Here is a 21,656-nt window from a genome sequence, read left to right on the forward strand (position 1 = left end):
CGCGCACTATCCTGCCCGCAGGTCGATCATGGGCTGGCGGCGCGTGCTGTCAGCCAGGTTGACCGCCACCGTTTCGTATCCCGCCGCACGCTGCCCACTTCCGGATAGACCGTGACCATCATCGACCTGCCAGTAGCCGCTGATATGGCATCCCGCTTTGGCGTAACCGCCGGCGGGGTTGTGTCCACGTTCGACAAGCTCGGTCGTCCGCTGCGGGATCTGCGTCTGTCCGTCATCGATCAATGCAATTTCCGCTGTACGTACTGCATGCCGCGAGAAACTTTCGGCGCGGACTATCCGTTCCTGGCGTCTTCGGAACGCATGTCGTTCGAACAGATTCTCAAGCTCGCGAAAGCGTTCACGCTTCTCGGTGTGGAGAAGATCCGCATCACCGGCGGCGAGCCGCTCCTGCGGCGCGGGCTCGAATCCCTGATCGAACAGCTCGCGAAACTGACGACTGCGAGCGGCAAGCCGGTCGAACTCGCATTGACGACCAACGGCTCGCTGCTCGCCGCGAAGGCGCGCTCGCTGCGCGACGCCGGCCTCGGTCGGGTGACCGTGAGCCTCGACGCTGTGGAGGACGCCGTGTTTCGCCGGATGAGTGACGTCGACATGTCCGTTGCACGAATACTGGATGGGATCGAGGCAGCGCGCGCAGTGGGACTCGAACCGATCAAGGTCAATTCAGTGATCGAGCGGGGCGTGAACGAGAGTCAGATCCTGCCGCTCGTGCGGCAGTTCAGAGGCACCGGCGTAGCGGTGCGTTTCATCGAATATATGGACGTGGGCGGCGCGGGCGGCTGGTCGAACACGAAGGTAATGACCGCCCGCGAGATACGCGGGATCGTCGAATCGGAGTTTCCTCTGGTGCCCGTCGTCGTTCGTGAGCAGAGCGGCACCGCCGTCAATTATCTCCATGCCGACGGCGCGGGCGAAGTCGGATTCATAGCGAGCGTGTCGCAACCGTTCTGCGGGTCCTGTTCGCGCGCCCGCGTATCCGCCGACGGTCAGCTTTATTCCTGTCTGTTCGCCACACATGGCACGGATCTCAGGCCCTGGCTTACCGACACCGCCACTGCCGGCCAACTGGCGGAGCGTGTGCGCAGCCGCTGGACGCAACGCGACGATCGCTACTCGGAGCTACGCTCGACACAGCGCAAGCCGGCATCGGGAAAAGTCTATCCGACGGTGCGCATGTCGCTGGTCGGCGGTTGAGGCTTCGTCGGTCTTTGTGAAGGACGCCGGGCACAACGTGCAGAGCCGCCATGAAAGCGCGGGCGGCGACGGCCGGCATACCGCTAACTGGCACACATCGAAACGAGCTTGCCGACGGTAATCACCGCCTGCTCGATTTCGCCCGACCACGGGCTGCTGTAATTGAGGCGGATGAAATTCCGGTAGGTCGTCTCCGAAACCGAGAACATATAGCCCGGTCCGATCGTGATGCCCTGATCGAGAGCGAGTTTATAGAGCCGCATCGAGTCGACCCTGGGCGGCAATTCGACCCACAGCACGTATCCGCCCGCAGGGTTGGACATGCGTGTGCCCTCGGGAAAGAAACGCGAGACGATCGCTTTCATGAGATTGGCCTGCTGCGCATACGCTTTGCGCACCTTGCGCAGATGATGCTCGAAGCCATCGCGTTCGAGGAATTCCGCAATCGCCAGTTGCGGGATCGACGGAGAGGTCAGCGTGTTGAGGAACTTGAGCTTCTCGACCTGATCGCGATAGCGCCCCGGCAACGCCCAGCCGATCCGGTACGCCGAGGTAAGGCTCTTCGAGAAAGACGAGCAGTGAAGCACCAGCCCTTTCGTGTCGAACGACTTCAACGTGCTCGGGTGCGGACTGTCGAAGTGCAGTTCATTGTAGACACCGTTTTCTATGACCGGAATGTTCCGCTTCGTCAGGAGTTCGACCAGTTCGCGCTTGCGTTCGTCGGGCATCAGAAAACCCAGCGGATTCTGGAAGTTCGGCATGACCATGCAGGCGGCGATGGGTTGCGATTCCACGATCGCCGCAAGCGCCTCGATATCGATGCCATGTTCCGGATGGGTCGACACCTCGATCGCCTTCATGCCCATCCGTTCGATTGCGTGGAGCATTGCGTAGAACGTCGGTGACTCGACAGCGATCACATCACCGGGTTTCGCGACCGCCTGAAGGCAGAGGTTGATCGCCTCTGTCGCGCCGACCGTGATGATGATCTCGTTCGGATCGACGGCCATGCCATTCTCGAGGTAGCGGCGCGCGATCTGGCGCACGAGCTTCGCATTGCCGGGCGGCAGCGCGTCCGTAACGCCCCATTGCGCCTTGCCGCGCCCGGCGTCGTAGGCGTAGCGGTTGATCCTTTCGAATGGGAACAGGCTAGGGTCGGGGTAGGGCGAACCGAGCGGCACCGCATCGTCCACACCGATCGAGCGCAGCGTCGAGAGCACCAGCCGGCTGACGTCGACAGGCGAAGAAATCGGGATCGGTTTCGACGGCCGGAGCTCCAGCGCCTTACGCTCGCTCTCGTCGCGGCGATTGACGAAATAGCCCGACTGGGGCCGGCTTGTCACGAGGCCACGGCTTTCGAGCAGCAGATACGCGCGGATCGCGGTGGTGACGCTGATCCGGTGCTGCTGGCTGATCTGCCGTACCGACGGCAGGCGTTCGCCATGACGGTACACGCCTTGCCGGATCGATGTTTCGATGTCTTCTGCAAGCTTCTCATAGAGATTCATCGCACGATTCCTTTGGTGCTTTGCTGCGGCATGGTGGCGTGCCCGGTGCAGGGCTTCCGGCATAACTGTACTGGCGCGAGCCGGGCCGATTTGTGCACTCTGCGGCTGACAACATCCCCTTACTCTGTTCTCCATTGAAATGCACGTTGCCGGATCCCGGGGCCGGGATCCCGCGACACGCCAGGATTGGAGCCCAAGCATGGAAGACGCAAAACGGAAGCGAAGAACCCGAGCCTACCGGCAGATCGCCGCAAAGGCAGGACAGACAACATGAATCTGCTGGAAGCCATGCGGATTTACGTCAGGGTGGTTGAGCGGGGCAATATCTCCAGCGCGGCAAGAGACCTCGATATCGGCCAGCCTGCTGCGAGCGAGCGTATCGACCGGCTCGAGAAGTACCTTGGCTGCCGGTTGCTGCTCCGCAGTGCGCGCGCACTCAATTGCACGCCCGATGGCGTGACCTTCTACGAGCGCAGCAGGAGGATTCTGAACGCGGTGGAGCAGGCGGTCGCCGAAGTGTCGAATGAAGAGCAGGCTCTCAGGGGAACGGTTCGCATCGCGGCGCCTCACTGCTTTGGCGAGACGGTCGTGCCGCGGGCGCTGACCCTGGTTCGCGCGGCCTATCCCCAACTGGATCTCGAACTGATCCTGAACGACAGGACCGTCGATCTCGCCACCGAAGGTGTGGACGCGTCCTTTCGTCTTGGGCAACTCGGAGAAGGAGCGTTCATTGCCTGTCAGCTCGGTCAGGTTGGGCGCGTTCTCGTGGCGGCGCCGGAGTATCTGAGCCGGCATGGTCCGGTTGCGGCGCCGCCGGACCTGGTCAAGCACCCGTTCATCCGGCTTCAGGGCATGTTCGGTACGGACCAGCTGCCGCTCAGGCGCATGGAGAACGTCGTGGAGAGCGCGCCGGTTCATACCGTGGTCAAAACCAGTCATTGGCGGCCCATGTATGAAATGATCGTCTCGGGCGCCGGCATTGGAGTGGTGGAAGAACCCGCGTGCGTCGATGCGCTGACGGACGGCCGCCTCGTGCGCATACTGCCGCGATTCGATGCGCTCCCTTTCGATCTGCATGTGCTGACCCAGGCGCAACGTCCTGTGCCGGCACGGGTACGAATGGTTGTGACGATGCTGAAGACGTGCATTCAGGAAATCCTGCTGGGCGTGCACGTCGATGGCAGAAGCGTGGCGAGCCGCCTCGAAGTACTGCCGGAGGACGAGGCGTCCACGCTCCTCAAGTCATCGTTGCGTGCGTGAGCCCGCAACGATGACGCGCACCTGGCTACCGGTTCTGGCCGGCAGCACTTGACCGGCAGAGCGTGCAGCCGGGTAAGGCCATCAAGGCCATCAAGGCCCATCAAGGCCCATCAAGGCCCATCAAGGCCCATCAAGGCCATTGCCGGCGCATGGAGCGGCTTATTCCGCCTGCGTCACTGAAACCGATGCTTCGCTCGTCAGCATCAGGAACGTCAGCGTTTCGCGCAGATAGAGACGCACCACGGTGTCCGTATGGCTCGTGTAGCCGATCGACAGATCTTCGCCGAGGTGAAGCTCGAAGTCGCCGCCGCGCGTGGACAGCACGCTGCCGCCGGCGAGCGCCGGTGCCCAGATGATGTCGCCATTCACGATCCGCTTGATGTGCTCGATGACCGGGTAGCCCTGGTCGCGTGCCTCACCCAGTGCGGTGTACGCATCGGCGCCCAGCAGGACGGAATACGGGCCGTCCACGCCGGCGAGACGCAGTTGTTCGAGCGCGTTGCTGATGGCGTTCGGATAGTCGCTGACGTCGGCCGGCAGCGCAAGCGAAGGGTTCGACGAGCCTTCGCGAATCCCGCCGATGCCGGCTGCCTGATAGCCGTCGAAGATCGCGCGATCTTCGGCGTAGGCGAGTTGCTTTGCTGCTTCTTTGGCGGGTTGCCAGTCGGCATCTTTCGCGCCGCGCACCACGCTGTCGATCGCCTCGCGCTGCAATTCGAACGGCACGGTCAATTCGACGAGGCTCTTCACCTCGGACAGTTTCGCGACGACGCCCTGCTGCGGCGCCGCGATCGCGGTCTGATGCCCGGTGCCGACGCCGGAGAGTTCCGTTCCGCCGGGGCCCTTCACGTCGACCACGCGACGGCCGGCGACGCTGCGCCTGAAGGTGCGCGCCACTTCATCTTCGATCTGCGACCAGGCCGCACGGGAGATGGGGGCGAGCTCGCGATGCAGGTTATTCATATTGGGAGATTCCCTTGAGAGAGCCAATGTTCAACGAGCCGCCTTCCTGCGGCTCTGCGGACGAAGACGTATCGGGCTGTTGCCCGCCATCGGCAGCGGCAGCGCTCGCTTGCGGATCGCGGTCTGCGAGTGCTTCGAGCAGGGTAGCCGATGGGACGAAGAAGAGGCCGCCGGTAACCGCGCGGCTATAGTCGAGCAGCCGGTCGTAGTTGCCCGGCGGCCGCCCGACGAACATGTTTTCCAGCATCTGCTCGGTCGGTGCGGGCGAGCGGGCATAACCGATGAAGTAGGTGCCGAACTCGCCTGCGCCGGGCCTGCCGAACGGCATGTTGTCGCGCAGGATCTTCACTTCCTCGCCGTTCTCGGTGAGGGTGGTGAGCGAGCTGTGCGAGCACGACGGCTTCACCGCTTCATCCAGTTCGATGTCGGATAATTTCGTGCGGCCGATAATGCGCTCCTGAGTCTCGACGGAGAGCGCATTCCAGCCGGCCATGTCATGCAGGTACTTCTGCACGATAACGTAGCTGCCGCCCTCGAACTCGGGATCCTCATCGGCGATCAGCGTGAATTTCTCAGCGGCGCGACCCGCCGGATTTTCCGTGCCATCGACGAAGCCCACCATCGCGCGCATGTCGAAGTTGCGAAAGCCGTGAACTTCGTCAGTTACCGTGACTGCGTCGCCGAGCGCTCCCAGCAGTTGCGTGGCGAGCTCGAAACAGAGGTCCATGTGCTCGGCGCGAATATGCAGCAGGATGTCGCCGGGGGTCGCTACAGCCAGGCGTTCGCCCGAGCCGAATTCCCGGAACGGGTGCAGGCCTGCGGGGCGCGGGGCGCCGAATAGCGTATCCCATGCGTCGGAGCCGAAGCCGCACACGCACGACAGATTGCCGGAGGGGACCCGCCTGCCGACCGAGCGCACGAGGGCGGCAACATCGCCGCACCATGCACGCACCTTGTCTGCGTGATCGCGGCCGGCTTCGATCGTCGCGACAATGAAGATCGCGCTACGGGTAACGTCATTACAAATGGCTTGCGGCTCTGGGATGTCTTTGGGCATCGGGTTGGGTATGGATAGATCGTTGCGAATTCCGGCAGCAGTACTGCGAATGCGGTTCCGACTGCGCGATCACCTGCCCGGGACAGCCAGGAAGGGTTCGTTCGATTGACTGAAGCAGGTTCGCCGCGGTGTCCGTGTCAGGCATCCGTATAGCGTTGGCTTACCGCTATGAGGAGCGTAACTGCGCAACGTGACTGCACGACGAAGTTGGCGTTCACGATTTTCACAGATCTTATACCGCTGCGGCACTTTATGGAAACTCCATAAAGGCATTGGCGTTCAATTTCCATATGCATGTCTTGTCGATACCGCATGGCGATACCACGACTGCTTTCCGATACTTGATATCGGAATCCGCAGCTTCTTATTTTCTGTCACATGGTTATTAAAATGCATTGCGCCGGACAGCGGGTCCGAACGCGGGCGCGTTGCTGGATCCCGCACGGAAAACGTGTAGTATGGTTCGGTCCACGCCTTGCCGTGCGCATTCGCCCATTCGCCAGGAGTATCGGAATATGACCCTGCCCGCCGACGAACATCTCACTCGTCAAACGATCGAAGGGTTCTATCGCGCCATCGAGCAGAAGAGCGTCGCATTGCTGCGGCAGGTCGTCACCCCGGACTGGGAATATATTCCCGAGCCCGTCGGGGCTGCCGCGGGACCCGACCAGATGGTGCAGTTCTTCGAGAACATCGCTAAAGCAATTCCCGACATGAAAGTCACTATTCTCGACGTGCTCGTTCATGGCGATCGGGTGGGCGTGCGCGCGGAAATCAGCGGCACTCAAACCGGGACATTACTTGGCATTGCCGCGAGTTCCAAACACATCAGATTCGCGATTCACTCTTTCCACCAGATGCGCGGAAATCTGATTGCGAAAACATGGCACCTGGAAGATTGGCTGTCTGTGTTCCGGCAACTTGGGGCGTTACCCCAGACTCTTGAGCGGTCGTGAGCGCGCAGACTGCGTAGACCAAAGGGGACGTCATGTCACAGATAAGTCGCGACAACCGCAAAGCATCTCGTCGGAGCCTGCTCTGGTTCGTTGCATTGTGGGTGCTAGGAGTCGCTGGCGCCGCGCTGCTTGCGCTACCGTTTCATCTTCTTGTCGCTGCGGCGCTGCATCGGTAATCGCGCCGGATGGCGGTTACCCGGTCTGTCTTTACGGCAGGCGGATCGCGTCGTCGATCTGGTCGATCATCGACAGCAGGCGTGTGACTCGCCGGGCACCATCAGGAAGCGATCCCTGCTCTGTTTCGAGCGCTGTAATGCGCTGCCGCCAATAGCCTAGTCCAAGCGCACTGTTGGCGACGAGTTGCGGGAATATGTGTTCCAGGTGAGCGAGATCCTGTTCCAGCTGATGATGCGACACGTCGGTCCTTGCTATGGAGGTGAATCCGGAGCGCCCCACCTGGCGGCGTTCGTCTTTTCCCGCCCAATGAATCTTCCTGTCCGACTCAACTTCCTTCCAGCGCCACTGAATAGCGCCACTTGCTGGCGTTGGAATCAATGCGGGCGTCGTTGACGCGCCGCTGTTCCGCCCGTGCCTGGTCCGCCTGTTCGAGCATGAGTGCTTGTGCCTGACGCGACAGGGCATACTCGCTCATGCCGCCGCTCGTACGTGGTGCAACTTTGGTTTGTGATCGCATGGTCATTCCGAGAACAAAGGGGCGCTGAACGCGTCCCGTACTCCGACTGTATACCCTTCAGTCGCTGCAAGCACGCTTTCCTTTGCAACGGTTGCAACCATTGGCACCGGAACGGCCATTTCCCGTTCGCCGCGAACGCGAAACGCAGATGTCATCGGCGTTGCCAACAATTCGTAGCCCGAAGTGCGCATCGCGGGTATGACCGCAGATGCAAACTGTCATGAGGACGCCAAGGCAGGCAGTGCGATGAGCAAGACGGATTTCAGCCGGGTACGCCACCGTACCGACTTCCGGTCGCTGTACGGGCGCCGTTGGCCGGCAGGCCCGGCCTCGCGTAGCTGGCTATAGCACACCAGCTATAGCAAAGGGAACGCGCTCGCAAACGGGAACGCGCTCGCGTGTGAAGAATTCGCCCGGCACGCTCAAATGCGTGCGAGGAAAGCTCAACGTCAAACTACCGCTTCGACCCGGGAGAATCAACGTGACATCCGCTGTCGTGCCGGCGCCGATCCCTGAAGCGGCAAGCCAGCCGGACGCCGTGCCCGGCACCGGTTTGAGCAGCACTGAAGCACGCCGTCGGCTTGCCGAGTCGGGCGCTAACACGCTCCCCGATACGGCGGCGAGCACGTGGCGCATGATGCTTGGGAAATTCTGGGCGCCCGTGCCGTGGATGCTGGAAGCGGCCGTGGTATTGCAATGCGTGCTCGGCCGTTTCGTCGAAGCCGGAATCATTGCCGGACTGCTGGTATTCAACGCCATTCTGGGTGTTTTCCAGGAAAGCCGGGCACAGGCCACACTGGCCGCATTGAAGTCGCGCCTCGCCATGAATGCCTCCGTGCTGCGCGACGGGGCATGGTCGATCGTCCCGGCAGCGGATCTGGTTAAGGGCGATGTCGTCAAGCTCTCGCTCGGCGGCGTGGTGGCGGCGGATATGCGGATCGTCTCCGGCAATGCGCTGCTCGACCATTCGATGCTGACTGGCGAATCCGTACCTATCGAAGCCACGTCCGGCACTCAGACGTTCGCCGGCGCGCTGGTGCGGCGCGGAGAGGCATTGGCGCTCGTGACGGCCACCGGTACGCACACGCGTTTTGGCCGGACCGCGGAACTGGTCCGTACCGCGCATATAGCGAGTTCTCAGCAAACAGCCGTGCTGCTGGTGGTCCGCAATCTCGCCGCATTCAGCGTGGCCGTGATCGCGTTGCTGGTGGGCTACGCGTTATATCTGCACATGCCGCTCGCCGACATCGTGCCGTTGATCCTGACAGCGGTGCTGGCGTCGATTCCCGTTGCGCTGCCCGCTACCTTCACGCTGTCGGCCGCGCTCGGCGCGCGTGCGCTCGCGGCGCAGGGCGTGCTGTCGACCCGGCTGTCCGCCGTCGATGAGGCCGGCACGATGGACGTGCTGTGCGCCGACAAAACCGGCACGCTGACCTGCAATGCGCTGACCGTGAGCACCGTTGCGCCGATGCCGGGCTTCGACATGAACCGCGTGCTGATACTGGCGGCACTGGCGAGCGCTGCCGGCAGCCAGGATCCCGTCGACAAAGCGATTCTCGATGCGGCGTCGAGCGTTGCGCCTACCCCCGAGGACAGCGTGCTGAAACTGGTCGCGCTCAAGCCATTCGATCCGTCGACCAGGACGTCGGAAGCGAGCGTCAGCGATCCTTCGCATGGGATCCAGCGGATCGTCAAAGGGGCATCCGCAGCCGTGATCTCGCTTTCGCAAGCTTCGCCGGAGGCCGCGGCGCGGACGGCGGAACTTGAAGGGCAGGGCCTGCGCGTGCTGGCGGTAGCGGCGGGCACGGCCGATGCCTTGCAGGTGGTTGGACTCGTCGCGCTGAGCGACCCGCCGCGCGCCGATTCGGCTGCATTCATCGAGGAATTGCACGGGCTCGGCGTGCGCGTGGTGATGGTATCGGGCGATGCCCCGGCCACGGCCGCGAGCGTCGCGCAGGCAATCGGACTCACCGGTCCGGTTTGCCCGCCGGGCAGCATGCCCGATCGGGCCGACCCGCAGTCGTTCGCCGTGTTCGCCGGCGTCCTGCCGGAAGACAAATACAAGCTCGTGAAGGCGTTCCAGCAGACCGGCCATACCGTAGGCATGTGCGGTGACGGCGCCAACGACGCGCCCGCGCTGCGCCAGGCTCAGATCGGCATCGCGGTTTCGACCGCCACGGATGTTGCCCGCTCTGCCGCCGGCATGGTGCTCACCGAAGCCGGGCTGGGCGGCATCGTCACGGCGGTCAAGGAGGGCCGCCTCACGTTCCAGCGCATCCTCACCTACATGCTGAATTCGGTCCTCAAGAAGATCGCCACCGCGTTCATGCTGGTGATCGGCCTGCTAGTTACCGGGCACGCCATTCTGACTCCGCTGCTGATGGTGATTCTGATGATCGCGGGTGATTTTCTCGCGATGTCGCTCACCACCGATCGCGTCGAGCCGTCTCCGTCGCCGAATGTCTGGCGCATTTCGAATCTGACCGTGGTCGGTGTGTTCGTCGGGTTCGCGCTCGTGGCGTTCTGCAGCGGTGTGCTCGCGCTCGGCAAGTTTGCGATGGGCCTGAATCTCGACGCCTTGCGCACACTGACCTTCGTGCTCCTCGTGTTCGGTGGGCAGGCCACGTTATACGCGATCCGGCACCGGCGGCACATGTGGGGTACGCGGCCGAGTGTGTGGGTGATGGCGTCGTCGGTTGCGGATGTGCTGATTGCCGCCGGCCTTGCGATCGGCGGAATCGCGATGACGGCGCTGCCGCCGATGCTGATTGGCGGGGTGTTGGCGGCCACAGTGGTTTTCGCTTTCGTGCTCGCGGCCGCCAAAATCCCGCTGTTTGCGCGGCTGAAGATCAGTTAGACGTTGCATGAATCCGCGCCGCGTGTGGTGTCGTGTCGTGTCGTGAATGGACCCGATCACCTCGAATGCGATCCGCGCCGCCTAATGAAGCCGAATCTCCCGGCGAGCCAGCCAGATGCCGGGCAGCATCGGTAGCCAGAAGGTCAGCGCGCGCAACAGAAGCGTGGCGGCGAGCGCCGCCTCCACCGACACGCCGAGCAGATTCAGCATTCCCACGGAGGTGGCTTCGAAGGTCCCCAGGCCGACCGGAATCGGACCGATGGTGGCCACCATCGACGCAATGATGAAGCTCACGAACACGACCCAAAGCGGCGGCACTTCGCCGATCGCATTGAACGCGAGCCAGAGCGTCAGGGCATCGCAGACGAAGATGGCCAGTTGCAGCCCGACAGTTTGCAGTAGCAGGCGCGGGCTGCGTAGAAGATGAGTGGGCGCGTCGGTCAATTGTCGAAGCAGTGTGGTGACGCCCAGCCACTTGCTGAGCCACGCGATCGGCGCACGTTGGCCCCATTGTTTGAGTCCCAGCACGGCGGCCGGCACCGCTACGGTGACCACTACGAAGACCGCCACGCCGATGACCAATGCCGTGTTCAGCCGGTGCTGCCACCACAGCATGCCGGCGCTTGCGAGCACCACGAGCAGATAGGCGATGTCGTAGGACACCATGCCGACCAGCATGGCCGCCATCGCTATTCCGGCCGGGACGTGCCGGCCGGTCAGGCCACGCACCACCAGCATCGTGCCGCTGATGCCGCCGCTCGGCAACACCTGATCCGTGAATACCTTGGCGATGCCGAGTGGTGTCAAGGTGCGCAGGGACAGAGGATGTCCGGCCTCGCGCAAAGTCTGGCGCCATACGAACGCCGCGCTGACATACGTGCCGCATTGAACGGCGAGTGCGACCAGCATCCAGCCGGGGCGCGCCGAGCGTATCAGTTCGGCCATCTTCTGCAGTGAGCCGAGGTGCAGCACCACCAGGATGACGGCGATACAGCCCATCACTCCGACGACCCAGACCATGACTGAGCGCAGCCGCGATGTTTTGCCGAGCAGGCCAGGCGCGATACGCACGAGGCCGGTCTCGACGCCAGGCTTCGCCGGCGGCGGCAACGCGCCGCTTTCCGGCATGAGCGGGGTGCTGGCGGAGCGGCGCTGCGGAGTGCTCATGGGTCGGGACGCGTCGGGACGCAATAGAAGGCACTGCAGGAGTGCGAGCCCGGACGCGTAGCCGCGCTTCGCTCCAGTGCCGAAATGATTCTAAAGCAGGTTGCTCGCGGGATGGCGGGCGCCGCGGCCGGCGAGCGCGCTCGAGTTCATCATTGCGGCTGGGCGTCGCCACCATGCACGTGGCCGCCGCTAACGGGCAATTCGTACATCGCCGCGGCGACGTCGGCGTGTCCCGGTCTCGCGGCCTGCACGACCGTGGTCTGCGCTTGCCGGCTCGGCACCAGCAATACCGGCAGGCTCGCACTGCGTACCACGCGCTCGGCCACGCTGCCTAGAAACAGTCGCTTGAAACCTCGTCGTCCGTGTGTGCCGAGCACCAGCAGGTCCGCATTGAATTCGTTGGCCGAAATGCGGATCCGCTCCGAGATGTCTTCGCCGATCGGCGCGACGTCGACGATGCGCGGCTCGCCGGCCACGTTCTCATGTTTCATGCGCGCCAGTGCATCCGCCAGCAACTGCCGGCCTTCCTGCATGGAGGCATCGCGCAAGGCGGTCGGATCGTAGCCGGACGCGTCGTATGCCATCAACGGGTTGTCGATGACATAGAGCGGTTGCAACTGCGCGCCGTTGTCGCGAGCGAGTTGCAACGCGGTGTCGAACGCATGTCCAGACGTCTCGCTGCCATCGATCGCCACCAGAATGCGTTTATACATATTGGCCTCCAGGAATTCGTGCGGACCGCGAGCACCGTCGCCGACGACGACGGGCTACTCCCGACAGTTTACTCCGCTGGCTACGGACTTCGACAGCGTAACAGCCGGTCGGAAACAGCGCGGTGAGTGGCGCTACCTTGCGCTCAATGACGGCGTAACGCAATGAACACATCGCCGCGATGCCGCGATGCCGCGACGCCGCGATGCGGTACGGCACCGTACCGACTTCGATCGCCGTGACGCGCACCGTGGCAGTGGAAGTTTTTCTGCCTACCTGACATCTTCATTTCATTCGCTCCGGCATTCGTCACGGGATCGTCACGAGCCGGGCACGCTCACTTCAAATCAGGAGCTTCACGCCATGACTTTTCTCAAATCACCACCGCCCACGCCCGAGGACGTCGCCGATGAATACGCCGCCACGATCTCGGGTTCATCGCTGCCCAAGTACCGGATTCCGGAGGCGTCGTCCGATCGCCGCGCGGTATTCGATCTGGTGCGCGACGAACTGTTCATGGACGGCAATTCACGGCAGAACGTCGCGACGTTCTGCACCACGTATGCCGACGACGAAGTGCGCCACCTGATGGATCTGTCGATCGACAAGAACATGATCGACAAGGACGAGTATCCGCAAACGGCGGAGATCGAAATGCGCTGCGTGCACATGCTCGCGGATCTGTGGCATGCCAGCAAGGCATGGAAGACCACCGGATGTTCGACCACGGGTTCGAGCGAGGCTTGCATGCTCGGCGGTCTCGCGCTCAAGTGGCAATGGAAGAAGCGCCGGGAAGCACAGGGCAAGCCGACCGACAAGCCGAACTTCGTGTGCGGACCGGTGCAGGTGTGCTGGGCCAAATTCGCCCGCTACTTCGACGTCGAGATGCGCCAGGTGCCCTTGCGCGGCGAGGCAACCGGGCTGACGCCGGAAGATCTGGCCGAGTATTGCGACGAGAACACGATCGGCGTGGTGGCCACACTCGGCATTACCTTCACCTGCGTCTATGAACCGGTGAAGGCGCTGGCAGGCGCACTCGACGCGTTGCAAGCCAATGTCGGACTCGATATTCCGATTCACGTCGACGCTGCCAGCGGCGGCTTCGTCGCGCCGTTCATCCAGCCGGACCTCGAGTGGGACTTCAGCGTGCCGCGCGTGAAATCCATCAACGCGTCGGGCCACAAATACGGACTCGCGCCGCTCGGGGTCGGCTGGGTAGTCTGGCGCAGCACTCAGGATCTGCCCGACGAACTGATTTTCCGGGTCGATTATCTGGGCGGCGACATGCCCACGTTCGCACTGAATTTCTCCCGTCCGGCCGGACAGATCATCGCGCAGTACTACATGCTGCTGCGCCTGGGCCGCGAAGGCTACCGGCGGATCCAGCAGGAATGCGCCGACACCGCGCAGGCGCTGGCCGACGGGCTGGCGAAGATCGACCAGCTGGAAATGATCTACGACGGGCGCGGCGCGCTGCCGGCTGTCTGCTACAAGCTGAAGCATCCGGAAACAGCGGGCTTCACGCTATTCGACCTGTCCGATCAGGTCCGCATGCGCGGCTGGCAGATCGCCTCGTACGAACTGCCGGCAGGGCGGGAAGACACCATCGTGCAACGCGTGTTGATCCGGCGTGGTGTGACGCGCGACATGGCGGCGATGCTGCTTGAAGACATCAGGCACGCCATCGGGCATCTGACGAAGAATCCGGTGCTGCATTCGAGCGCCGGTCCGACCTTCCACCACAATTGATATCGCCTGTTCACAGGGGCACACGAAATGGACAACACAGTCACCGCCGCGGCCGCAGCGCCGGCAGCGGACGCCGCAAAACGCGGCAAGTATCTGAGCGTGACGGCGATCGGTCTGATGACGGCCGCCGCCGTGGTCACGAGTCTGCGCGGACTTCCTTTACTGGCGAAGGAGGAGATGACGATGTTCGTCTATCTCGCCTTCACGGTCGTTTTCTACCTGATCCCAGCGTCGCTGATTTCCGCCGAACTGGGCGGCGCGTTCGCCGACCGGCCCGGCGGCATCTACACGTGGGTCGCGGAGGCGTTCGGCACGCGCTGGGGTTTTCTCGCGATCTGGCTGCAATGGATCCAGAACGTCGTGTGGTATCCGGTCGCGCTGACCTTCGGCGCGGCGGCGCTCGCCTATACGATCGGCCGGCCGGAACTGGCGAAGAACGGCGTGTATGTCGGCATCTTCTGCATCGTCGCGTATTGGCTCGCGACGTGGGTCGTGCTGCAAGGCGTCGAAGTCTTCGCGAGGATCGCCAACTGGACCTTCGTGATCGGCACCATCGTGCCGGGCCTCGTGCTGCTTGCGCTGCTGGGCTACTGGATCAGCAGCGGACACCCGCTCGGCTGGCAACACCTGAACGATGCGGCTCTCTCGCAAGACGGTCACGCGCGCTTCTGGCCCGCGATTCACGGCTTCGGCACGATCTCGTTTCTGGCCGGCATCATGTTGCTGTTTGCCGGTGTGGAGGTGCAGGCGGTTCATGTGATCGACATGCGCAGCCCGAGTCGCGGTTATCCCGCGGCGATCGGACTGGGTGCGCTGATTTCGGTGCTGATTTTCGCGCTCGGCGCGTTGCCGATTGCAGCGATCTTGCCGTACGAGAAGATATCGCTGCAATCCGGCGTGTTCGACGCATTCAGCGCGGTGCTGGTGGACATCTGGCACATGAACTGGGCTGTGTCGGCGTTGTCGCTGCTGGTCGGCGTCGGGGCGATCAGTGGGGTGCTGGCCTGGCTCGGCAGTCCGTCGCGCGGCCTGCTTGAAACCGCGCACGAAGGCGAATTGCCGCCGATCCTTCAGGCTAAGAATCGCAAGGGCATGCCCACTCATATTCTGCTGGTGCAAGGCCTGATCGTGACGGTCATCTCGTGCTTCTACTTCGTGATCCGTGATGTGTCGGTCGCGTTCTTTCTGATCTCCGCCATGACGATCGCGCTCTACCTGATCGCCTACATGCTGATGTACGCGGCGGCGATCCGGCTGCGCTACTCGGCACCGGCCTTGCCGCGTCCGTTCACGGTGCCCGGCGGCTTTGCCGGCATGTGGCTGACCGCCGGCATCGGCTTTGCCGGGGTGCTGTTCAGCTTCGTCGTGTCGTTCTTTCCGCCGGATCAGTTGCCGGTCGGTTCGCCTTGGCTTTATACGGGACTCGTCGTTATCGGCATTGTGGTGTTCGCGGGGATTCCCCTGATCATCCACCACGTGCGCCGCAGCGACTGGGCGAGCGTGCACGACACGCCGCGCGTTCCTCCGGCCGTGATCCCGGTGGAGTAGGTACGCGCGTGCGTGGCTGGATCGTCAGGTAAGCCAGGTGAAGCTGTCTGACTGGACTTCGGGGCAGCGTGTCCACGAGTGTCCGTCAGCAAGGCCTCTCCTGGCTGCCGGCCGTCAGGCGGTTTCGTGCGTGGAGGGTTCGGCGGGCGTGAGGCCTTCGTGCGAATCGAGGCGCGTGGGTTGATGGAGCGCGAGAACGGCCTTTGCGCGCGCCATTTCGTCGGGCGTGCCGTGACCCATCACGATGAATCCGTCGGCCTTGATGGCGGCCTCGTAATGGATCACGCTGTCCTTCGGCAGCCCCATATGCACGAGCGTTGCACCCAAAGCACTGAGGGCGCCTACAACGACCGCCCCTTCGACAGCCGACACGATCATGACGGCGAGATGACCCAGCACGACGACCGGGCCGAGCACCGGAATCGTCAGGAATACGCCGCCCATCAGCAAGCCCCACAGGCCGCCCCAGAACGCGCCGTATTTGCCCCACATTTTCATGCGGTCGCCGACCGTGTAGAGACCGACGATCTTTTCCTCGGTGTGATAACCCTTGCCGATCACACTGAAATTCTTCATGTCGAAGCCGCCGTCTATCAGCTTGCGCACGGCGGCGTCGGCATTATGGTGGTCATCGAAGACCGCGATTACGACATCATAGGGAGTCATGCGGGTTGTCCTTGAAAGATGAGCGGTACGCAGACCATTGCGTCATGCACAATGGGGATTGAAAGTGCGGTGGTGTGCTATTTCAGACTGTCGAGCTCGGCACGCGCAAGCGCTTCGACCGATTCCCATGCGAAATCTTCGCGTTCGAAAACGGCATCGAGTTTGATGAGCTGGTTGCCCTTGGGTGCGCCCTTTGGAACGATACACACGCTTGCCACCCATCCATCGGCAATATGGTCCTCGACGCTCATGTGAGCGTCGTGAGTCGTGCCTGAAATGATTCTGTCTGCCATAGCCGCCGTCCGTCTGATTGAACGACGGCCACACGGGCGTCGTCACTGCCGGGTGAAGTTTCTGTCTGTTCGCGTCTGCCTGCGTTTCGCCAATGAACTTCGGTGTTGCTACATCCCGAACTTATGTTCCGCAATGTATTTGTCGCCGTACGCAAGGGCAGCCGCATAGCCTTCCTCGCTCGTCGAAAAAACGCCGACCTCATAGTGCCTGTCAGCCGAAGGAAGCGTGCCCTCCACCGCATGCCGAAGATGAAAATCGAATGTACCGTCCTGCAGTTCCACACATTCGGGGGTGAATGTATGAATACGGGCCTGGCATAGCTTCTGAATGTTTTGTCTCATGACCTGCTCTCGCGTTTTAATGCTTCCGGGTACTTTCGTTTTCGATTGATCCGGCACTGTCCGGATTCGACGAGGACCGCGGTCCGCGCGGCACCTCATTGCGATGGGATTTTCTCGTCGCCGGCACCCGGCCAATATCCCTGCTTGTCATAAAACCGATGCAGATCGACTTCGTAGCGCCGGCCGACCGGCATCGAGTCGTCATAAGCCGGGCTATTCCTGATGACGTCGCGCGTCAATGCTGTCGATACGGTCGAATCGAGCCAATTTACTGCGTCTATCCAGCGAGTCGCGATCAGCACCGCTTTGCCGCCGGGCCACCAGTTGCGCGTCTCCACGACCAGGTAGCGGATCGCCCAGTCGGTGTCGTCATAGATGAAATCGGATACGTGACCGATGCTGCCGTCGGCGGTTTTGAGGTGATAGCCCTTGACCTCGTTGGTGCTGCGCAGATGAACGTCGGGCTGCGTGTCGTTCGCGGGCAAGGTGGGATCTGGCGGCGCGTCGGGCACGGCGTCCGGCGCCACACCTGTTGGATCATAGGCGGGGTAGGCGCCCATGCCCCACAGGTTCGGACCGCCCCAATAAGTCGGATAGCTGTAGTAGTGCAGATATTCGATCTCGTGCTGCCGCGACACCGGCTTGTGGGTGTCCAGTATCGGGCTGTCGCTCACCTGCTGCCGCGAAAGGCTGACATGCACGATATCCGATCCCGGGTCGGTATGTTCCACCGAATACGGCGAAACCAGCACCTGCCGGTCATTGAGCCAGTTGCCCGTGTCGACCACCAGATAACGCACGCCCCATGACTCGTCGTCGAAATAAGCCTGAACGACCGAGCCGATGTCGCCGTCCAGCGCGCTGACGGTGCTGCCGTGCAAGTCTTGTATGCTTCGCAACATGGTTTTTCCACTCTGTGTCAACGATGTGTGTCAACGACGAGGGGCGCGCATCGCGCGCTCCCCGGTTTGAATGTCAAAGCGACGTGAGCCGCGTGACTTTGGTGCCTTGCAGCGACGCACCCGCCATCAGGCCGGTGTTGGTCAGCACGAAAGCGTCGACCTGTCCGCTCGCCGTACTGGTGTCGAGATCGCCGTTCGCTCCGACTTTCAGCACGGCCACGGAGGCATCGCCGCCGGCCGACCAGCCGTCTCTGCTCCGGAAGCGGTTGAGCGAATCGTCGGTCATGAACAGGAATACGATCGCGCGCGATTGCGCGCCGATCTGCCAGCCGATCGAACCGGTCGCCGTACTGTAGTAGCCGACCGTGCGCCCGCCGACCCGCAAGGACCCCTCGCCATACTGGCCGCCGACCACGAAGCCGGCGTCGATCACGGAGGGGAACGTCAGTACGCCGTGCGCCTTGCCGACCAGTTCGCGCGAGCCGCCCGCGAGCCCATAGACGCGCGCGAGAGTCGAGTCGACACCTGCGTCGATAGAGCGGCGCTTGTCCCTCTGCTCGCTACGGCTCGCATCGGAGGAAGGCGTGGTGGTACAGCCTGAGAGCACAGTGCCAAGTGCCAGAAGCGATCCGGGCGTGCCCCAGATAAAGGTGCGTCTAAGCATGATTTTCTCCCCGCTGGTCGACGATAAGAGACACGCTACGCGCTCGCGCGGGAGAATGCGGTACGACAACGTACAGACCGCTGTCTATGTTCGAACGCACAATCCATGCTGGCTCGCGGTCGCGAATTGCTCAATCTCATGGCGATCCCGTTCCGGCAGCGAATGCGGCTCCCGGCGACAACAGCGAGTTCACGCTCACGCCGCGCAACCCACCTTGCGCCGTGGCGCGATGCCATGCCAGGGCGCGAATCTGCGTCGTAGTACCATCGCGACTTATAATCAGCTACATAACGGCCAGACTTTGGGGCGCACGAAGATTGCCGCCTCGCGCCGTGCTGCGGTCTGGTCCGTCGAGACCCTGGAGCATTCCTCCTTCTATCCATTTTTATCGTCAGGAAATCGTCGGCGAAAGCGGCGCGGTTCCGGGCGAGTTGCGGAGAGTGTGAAATGGCCCAAGGTCATCAGGAAAACGAAAATCATCTGCTGGCCGTGCTGCCCGACCTGGAGTGGGAGCGTTTGGCGCCACATCTTGTGCTCATGGATATGCCGTTGGGCAACGTCGTCTACGAATCGGGCGATCGCCTCAATTACGTGTATTTCCCGACCACCTGTATCGTGTCGCTGCTGTACGTGATGGAGGACGGTGCTTCCGCCGAAATCGCGATTGTCGGCAACGAGGGGCTTATTGGCATCGCGCTGTTCATGGGTGGCGAGACCACGCCCAGCCGGGCGGTCGTGCAGAGCGCCGGCAAGGCGTATCGGCTGGACGCTCAAATCCTGAAAGAAGAATTTCATCGCGCGGGCCCCGTGCAGCGCCTTCTGCTTCGCTATACGCAGGCGCTGATCACGCAGATGGCGCAGACCGCCGTGTGCAATCGACACCATTCGATTGACCAGCAGTTGTGCAGGTGGCTTCTGCTCAGCATTGACCGCCTGTCTTCAAACGAATTGAAGATGACCCAGGAACTGATCGCCAATATGCTGGGTGTGCGCCGGTCCGGGGTAACCGAGGCCGCGCTGAAATTGCAGGACGCGGGGTTGATTCGCTACAGTCACGGCCACATCGAGGTACAGGACAGACCGGGGCTCGAAAAACGTGTGTGCGAATGTTATGGCGTGGTGAAGCGCGAATTCGACCGGTTGTTGCCTGCTTTGAAAGCGTTATAAGGATCTCGCGAGGATCTGGCGTCGGCCGGCTGGAAAATCCTGCTTCTTGCGTACCAAGGCATTTCCTGGTGCGGCGGCCGTCAATTAACTTCGAACTTTCCGGAGCGCATCCGGAAATAGAACGACCAACAACTGATCCTGGGGCATTAGTCCTGAGTGGCCATATCGGTAGCGTCGGCTTGTACCAGGGCACGCACGAGCAGGTACACGGCCGGCAGGTCGTCGTCGTCACGTTTCCAGTCGACGGGTTCGTCGAGATCCACCCCGGACAAGCGACTGTCGCCAAACCGGACAAACGTTGAGCGTACGGCCTCGTTGTGCCTTGCCCGGAAGCCCCGATTCTCAAAGACCTGTTCGTCGATTGTCAGCAGCGTGCGCCACGTGGGCGATCGCGCGCCACTTGAGTAACGGCGACGGCCACTGTCGAGATAACGACCGGCGACCGTGGCGATGATCTGCTGGAGGTCGAGCGACGCGCTGCGGAGTGCGCGTTCGAGGGCAGCGGGGTTGAGGTCATGGGCGTCCATATCGAGATCAGCCTCGTTAATCATACGGTTATCTTCCTGAAGACTCGCAACTCGCAGCATCAAAGTTGATGTTTCAACGATGCCCGGTTTCGCTGTGCCAACAGCTGGCGGATCTGGGCAAGATAGTCGTCGCCGACCGTGCAGTCTTCAACAGGCCGGCCAGGCTGACGAGGCATTGGTGGACGTACGCCGAGATAGCGGCACACCGCGGACAGGTACGGTTTGCCGTTGCTTCCCAGATGCCGCGCAGCAGCGGCCACGCGCACGTCTCCGACATGCTTGCGCAACCACTCAAGCGTTTCGCGGTCACCGTCGTTCAAGATGCGGATGAGCTGGTTCATGGCCGATCCTGTATATAAGCACAGTACTGTTAATTTATACAGTATTTGACTGGGATGCAAGTCAATTCGCAGGATGTTGGACATGGCGGAGAAAGAAGACGGCGGTCAAGGTCGATGCGCAATTGGTGGTAGGGCAAGCAGCGGCGGCCGGCGCACTTCTACCGTGCCGCGCGGCGCGAGATGGGCGGTCTATAAAGACCATGAAAGTTCCGGCCCGCATGACATCGGGAGCGCAGCGATCGGCGGTGGCGTGGCATCAGCAACTGTGGGGTCTGGAGTGAGCGGTGACGCTCGAGAGCGCATCTCAGTGAGGGCGGGCACTAACCAATTCATGGTCATTGCACCGACGACGAACAAATCGAGTAAGGGGTTTCCCTGGACGGCGGGACCTACTACTCCGGACGAACGAACGCCGCCAGATAGGGCGTTGCGCCGCACTGTGGTGTGGCCGTACTGTGCATGCGATGTCGCGAATAGGTGGGTTCTGCTATAAGTATTTGTTTTTACTATAAATAGTCTACTGAGGTGGCGGGCCGGGCACGGCCCGCGAGTTCGACCTTAGATGAGCAGAGTTCAAAACCGCGCGAATCTCGACAACGAAGTTAAGTGAACCTCCGCCGTCATCCCTTCTTGAATTTGTCACCACCCGTCCATATAATTAGCACTCGCTGCACGAGAGTGCTAACAACATCGCCGGTTGGCTCAGCCAGCCGGGTTTTCTCAGCGTTCTTCAGTCTCAATCAAGAGAGGAGTATGTATGAACCTTCGTCCTTTGCATGATCGCGTGATCGTCAAACGTCTGGATCAAGAAACCAAGACTGCGTCGGGCATCGTGATCCCCGAAGCCGCAGCAGAAAAGCCGGATCAAGGCGAAATTCTGGCAGTCGGCCCGGGCAAGCGTGACGACAAGGGCGCACAAATCGCGCTCGACGTGAAGGTTGGTGACCGCGTCCTGTTCGGCAAGTACGCAGGCCAGACCGTCAAGGTCGACGGCAACGAACTGCTCGTGATGCGCGAAGAAGACATCATGGCCGTGGTGCAGAAGTAAGCGCAAGCCGCTACTTTTCCC

22 protein-coding genes are annotated in these 21,656 nt (G+C 62.1%); 8 read left to right on the plus strand and 14 right to left on the minus strand.

Features of this window, described 5'->3' with window-relative positions; translation table 11 throughout:
- Window positions 1-144: 144 nt before the first annotated feature.
- Window positions 145-1,215: a GTP 3',8-cyclase MoaA gene (moaA, locus tag BXE_RS03075; protein WP_011486971.1), complete on the plus strand. Its 1,071-nt coding sequence runs from the start codon at window positions 145-147 to the stop codon at window positions 1,213-1,215.
- Window positions 1,216-1,298: 83 nt separating this feature from the next.
- Here moaA and BXE_RS03080 read toward each other — a convergent pair whose 3' ends face one another.
- On the minus strand, window positions 1,299-2,723 hold the full coding sequence (locus BXE_RS03080) for a PLP-dependent aminotransferase family protein (RefSeq protein WP_011486972.1): 1,425 nt from the start codon (window positions 2,721-2,723) through the stop codon (window positions 1,299-1,301).
- A 270-nt stretch (window positions 2,724-2,993) separates the two neighbouring features.
- On the opposite strand from BXE_RS03080, the gene BXE_RS03085 reads away from it, so the two are divergent.
- On the plus strand, window positions 2,994-3,983 hold the full coding sequence (locus tag BXE_RS03085; protein ID WP_011486973.1) for a LysR family transcriptional regulator: 990 nt from the start codon (window positions 2,994-2,996) through the stop codon (window positions 3,981-3,983).
- A 159-nt stretch (window positions 3,984-4,142) separates the two neighbouring features.
- Here BXE_RS03085 and BXE_RS03090 read toward each other — a convergent pair whose 3' ends face one another.
- The gene (locus BXE_RS03090) at window positions 4,143-4,946 is read right to left on the minus strand and encodes a family 1 encapsulin nanocompartment shell protein (protein ID WP_007179031.1); all 804 of its coding nucleotides are present in this window, start codon (window positions 4,944-4,946) and stop codon (window positions 4,143-4,145) included.
- A complete protein-coding gene (locus BXE_RS03095) occupies window positions 4,939-6,003 on the minus strand; it encodes a Dyp-type peroxidase (protein ID WP_007179030.1) in 1,065 nt (354 codons plus the stop codon). The genes BXE_RS03090 and BXE_RS03095 overlap by 8 nt, the downstream gene beginning before the upstream one ends.
- A 515-nt stretch (window positions 6,004-6,518) precedes the next feature.
- On the opposite strand from BXE_RS03095, the gene BXE_RS03100 reads away from it, so the two are divergent.
- Window positions 6,519-6,959, plus strand: coding sequence for an ester cyclase (locus tag BXE_RS03100; RefSeq protein WP_007179029.1), 441 nt, complete (start codon window positions 6,519-6,521; stop codon window positions 6,957-6,959).
- Window positions 6,960-7,166: 207 nt separating this feature from the next.
- On the opposite strand, the gene BXE_RS03105 is transcribed toward BXE_RS03100, so the two are convergent.
- Together BXE_RS03105 and BXE_RS46370 are read right to left on the minus strand one after the other, a co-directional pair.
- A complete protein-coding gene (locus BXE_RS03105; RefSeq protein ID WP_007179027.1) occupies window positions 7,167-7,376 on the minus strand; it encodes a hypothetical protein in 210 nt (69 codons plus the stop codon).
- A gap of 85 nt (window positions 7,377-7,461) precedes the next feature.
- Entirely contained in the window at window positions 7,462-7,611 is a 150-nt protein-coding gene (locus BXE_RS46370) for a hypothetical protein (protein ID WP_007179026.1), read from the minus strand.
- Window positions 7,612-8,134: 523 nt separating this feature from the next.
- Here BXE_RS46370 and BXE_RS03115 point away from each other — a divergent pair.
- Window positions 8,135-10,510, plus strand: a complete 2,376-nt coding sequence (locus tag BXE_RS03115) for an HAD-IC family P-type ATPase (protein WP_038458337.1) — start codon at window positions 8,135-8,137, stop codon at window positions 10,508-10,510.
- Between the two features lie 81 nt (window positions 10,511-10,591).
- On the opposite strand, the gene BXE_RS03120 is transcribed toward BXE_RS03115, so the two are convergent.
- Together BXE_RS03120 and BXE_RS03125 are read right to left on the minus strand one after the other, a co-directional pair.
- Entirely contained in the window at window positions 10,592-11,677 is a 1,086-nt protein-coding gene (locus BXE_RS03120; RefSeq protein ID WP_007179024.1) for a lysylphosphatidylglycerol synthase transmembrane domain-containing protein, read from the minus strand.
- Between the two features lie 149 nt (window positions 11,678-11,826).
- Window positions 11,827-12,390 (minus strand): universal stress protein, encoded by a 564-nt coding sequence (locus BXE_RS03125; protein WP_007179023.1) that lies wholly within the window; start codon window positions 12,388-12,390, stop codon window positions 11,827-11,829.
- Window positions 12,391-12,751: 361 nt separating this feature from the next.
- Between BXE_RS03125 and BXE_RS03130 the strand changes: the two genes are divergently transcribed.
- Together BXE_RS03130 and BXE_RS03135 are read left to right on the plus strand one after the other, a co-directional pair.
- Window positions 12,752-14,137 carry a glutamate decarboxylase gene (locus tag BXE_RS03130; protein ID WP_007179022.1) on the plus strand — a complete coding sequence of 462 codons (1,386 nt, stop codon included), beginning with the start codon at window positions 12,752-12,754 and terminating at the stop codon, window positions 14,135-14,137.
- A 27-nt stretch (window positions 14,138-14,164) separates the two neighbouring features.
- Entirely contained in the window at window positions 14,165-15,685 is a 1,521-nt protein-coding gene (locus BXE_RS03135) for an amino acid permease (protein ID WP_011486977.1), read from the plus strand.
- A 114-nt stretch (window positions 15,686-15,799) separates the two neighbouring features.
- On the opposite strand, the gene BXE_RS03140 is transcribed toward BXE_RS03135, so the two are convergent.
- The 5 genes from BXE_RS03140 to BXE_RS03155 all read right to left on the minus strand — a co-directional run bounded on the left by BXE_RS03140 (window position 15,800) and on the right by BXE_RS03155 (window position 18,552).
- Complete coding sequence (locus BXE_RS03140) at window positions 15,800-16,351, minus strand: general stress protein (protein WP_011486978.1); 552 nt, start codon at window positions 16,349-16,351, stop codon at window positions 15,800-15,802.
- Window positions 16,352-16,428: 77 nt separating this feature from the next.
- Complete coding sequence (locus tag BXE_RS45645; protein ID WP_148222893.1) at window positions 16,429-16,644, minus strand: hypothetical protein; 216 nt, start codon at window positions 16,642-16,644, stop codon at window positions 16,429-16,431.
- 108 nt (window positions 16,645-16,752) lie between these two features.
- Window positions 16,753-16,986 carry a hypothetical protein gene (locus tag BXE_RS03145; protein WP_007179018.1) on the minus strand — a complete coding sequence of 78 codons (234 nt, stop codon included), beginning with the start codon at window positions 16,984-16,986 and terminating at the stop codon, window positions 16,753-16,755.
- 95 nt (window positions 16,987-17,081) lie between these two features.
- Window positions 17,082-17,888: a PRC-barrel domain-containing protein gene (locus BXE_RS03150; RefSeq protein WP_011486980.1), complete on the minus strand. Its 807-nt coding sequence runs from the start codon at window positions 17,886-17,888 to the stop codon at window positions 17,082-17,084.
- Window positions 17,889-17,961: 73 nt separating this feature from the next.
- Window positions 17,962-18,552: a BPSL1445 family SYLF domain-containing lipoprotein gene (locus BXE_RS03155; RefSeq protein WP_007179016.1), complete on the minus strand. Its 591-nt coding sequence runs from the start codon at window positions 18,550-18,552 to the stop codon at window positions 17,962-17,964.
- A gap of 447 nt (window positions 18,553-18,999) precedes the next feature.
- Between BXE_RS03155 and BXE_RS03160 the strand changes: the two genes are divergently transcribed.
- Window positions 19,000-19,719, plus strand: coding sequence for a Crp/Fnr family transcriptional regulator (locus tag BXE_RS03160; protein WP_011486981.1), 720 nt, complete (start codon window positions 19,000-19,002; stop codon window positions 19,717-19,719).
- A 146-nt stretch (window positions 19,720-19,865) separates the two neighbouring features.
- Here the strand turns inward: BXE_RS03160 and BXE_RS03165 are convergent, their stop codons facing one another.
- Entirely contained in the window at window positions 19,866-20,270 is a 405-nt protein-coding gene (locus tag BXE_RS03165; RefSeq protein ID WP_007179014.1) for a DUF2471 domain-containing protein, read from the minus strand.
- A 35-nt stretch (window positions 20,271-20,305) separates the two neighbouring features.
- Window positions 20,306-20,587: a hypothetical protein gene (locus BXE_RS03170; protein WP_011486983.1), complete on the minus strand. Its 282-nt coding sequence runs from the start codon at window positions 20,585-20,587 to the stop codon at window positions 20,306-20,308.
- 757 nt (window positions 20,588-21,344) lie between these two features.
- On the opposite strand from BXE_RS03170, the gene groES reads away from it, so the two are divergent.
- Entirely contained in the window at window positions 21,345-21,635 is a 291-nt protein-coding gene (gene groES, locus BXE_RS03175; RefSeq protein ID WP_007178996.1) for a co-chaperone GroES, read from the plus strand.
- Window positions 21,636-21,656: the final 21 nt, after the last annotated feature.

Origin of the sequence: Paraburkholderia xenovorans LB400, assembly GCF_000013645.1 — a bacterium.
Lineage (GTDB): Bacteria > Pseudomonadota > Gammaproteobacteria > Burkholderiales > Burkholderiaceae > Paraburkholderia > Paraburkholderia xenovorans.

What these genes read in the sequence shown, in the direction of transcription:
- BXE_RS45645 (WP_148222893.1), bottom strand. Translation starts at nt 16,644, where the DNA reads ATGGCAGACAGAATCATTTCAGGCACGACTCACGACGCTCACATGAGC.
- BXE_RS03095 (WP_007179030.1), bottom strand. Translation starts at nt 6,003, where the DNA reads ATGCCCAAAGACATCCCAGAGCCGCAAGCCATTTGTAATGACGTTACC.
- groES (WP_007178996.1), top strand. Translation starts at nt 21,345, where the DNA reads ATGAACCTTCGTCCTTTGCATGATCGCGTGATCGTCAAACGTCTGGAT.
- BXE_RS03100 (WP_007179029.1), top strand. Translation starts at nt 6,519, where the DNA reads ATGACCCTGCCCGCCGACGAACATCTCACTCGTCAAACGATCGAAGGG.
- moaA (WP_011486971.1), top strand. Translation starts at nt 145, where the DNA reads ATGGCATCCCGCTTTGGCGTAACCGCCGGCGGGGTTGTGTCCACGTTC.
- BXE_RS03170 (WP_011486983.1), bottom strand. Translation starts at nt 20,587, where the DNA reads ATGAACCAGCTCATCCGCATCTTGAACGACGGTGACCGCGAAACGCTT.
- BXE_RS03080 (WP_011486972.1), bottom strand. Translation starts at nt 2,723, where the DNA reads ATGAATCTCTATGAGAAGCTTGCAGAAGACATCGAAACATCGATCCGG.
- BXE_RS03140 (WP_011486978.1), bottom strand. Translation starts at nt 16,351, where the DNA reads ATGACTCCCTATGATGTCGTAATCGCGGTCTTCGATGACCACCATAAT.
- BXE_RS03165 (WP_007179014.1), bottom strand. Translation starts at nt 20,270, where the DNA reads ATGATTAACGAGGCTGATCTCGATATGGACGCCCATGACCTCAACCCC.
- BXE_RS03135 (WP_011486977.1), top strand. Translation starts at nt 14,165, where the DNA reads ATGGACAACACAGTCACCGCCGCGGCCGCAGCGCCGGCAGCGGACGCC.
- BXE_RS46370 (WP_007179026.1), bottom strand. Translation starts at nt 7,611, where the DNA reads ATGAGCGAGTATGCCCTGTCGCGTCAGGCACAAGCACTCATGCTCGAA.
- BXE_RS03120 (WP_007179024.1), bottom strand. Translation starts at nt 11,677, where the DNA reads ATGAGCACTCCGCAGCGCCGCTCCGCCAGCACCCCGCTCATGCCGGAA.
- BXE_RS03130 (WP_007179022.1), top strand. Translation starts at nt 12,752, where the DNA reads ATGACTTTTCTCAAATCACCACCGCCCACGCCCGAGGACGTCGCCGAT.
- BXE_RS03085 (WP_011486973.1), top strand. Translation starts at nt 2,994, where the DNA reads ATGAATCTGCTGGAAGCCATGCGGATTTACGTCAGGGTGGTTGAGCGG.
- BXE_RS03125 (WP_007179023.1), bottom strand. Translation starts at nt 12,390, where the DNA reads ATGTATAAACGCATTCTGGTGGCGATCGATGGCAGCGAGACGTCTGGA.
- BXE_RS03145 (WP_007179018.1), bottom strand. Translation starts at nt 16,986, where the DNA reads ATGAGACAAAACATTCAGAAGCTATGCCAGGCCCGTATTCATACATTC.
- BXE_RS03090 (WP_007179031.1), bottom strand. Translation starts at nt 4,946, where the DNA reads ATGAATAACCTGCATCGCGAGCTCGCCCCCATCTCCCGTGCGGCCTGG.
- BXE_RS03160 (WP_011486981.1), top strand. Translation starts at nt 19,000, where the DNA reads ATGGCCCAAGGTCATCAGGAAAACGAAAATCATCTGCTGGCCGTGCTG.
- BXE_RS03150 (WP_011486980.1), bottom strand. Translation starts at nt 17,888, where the DNA reads ATGTTGCGAAGCATACAAGACTTGCACGGCAGCACCGTCAGCGCGCTG.
- BXE_RS03155 (WP_007179016.1), bottom strand. Translation starts at nt 18,552, where the DNA reads ATGCTTAGACGCACCTTTATCTGGGGCACGCCCGGATCGCTTCTGGCA.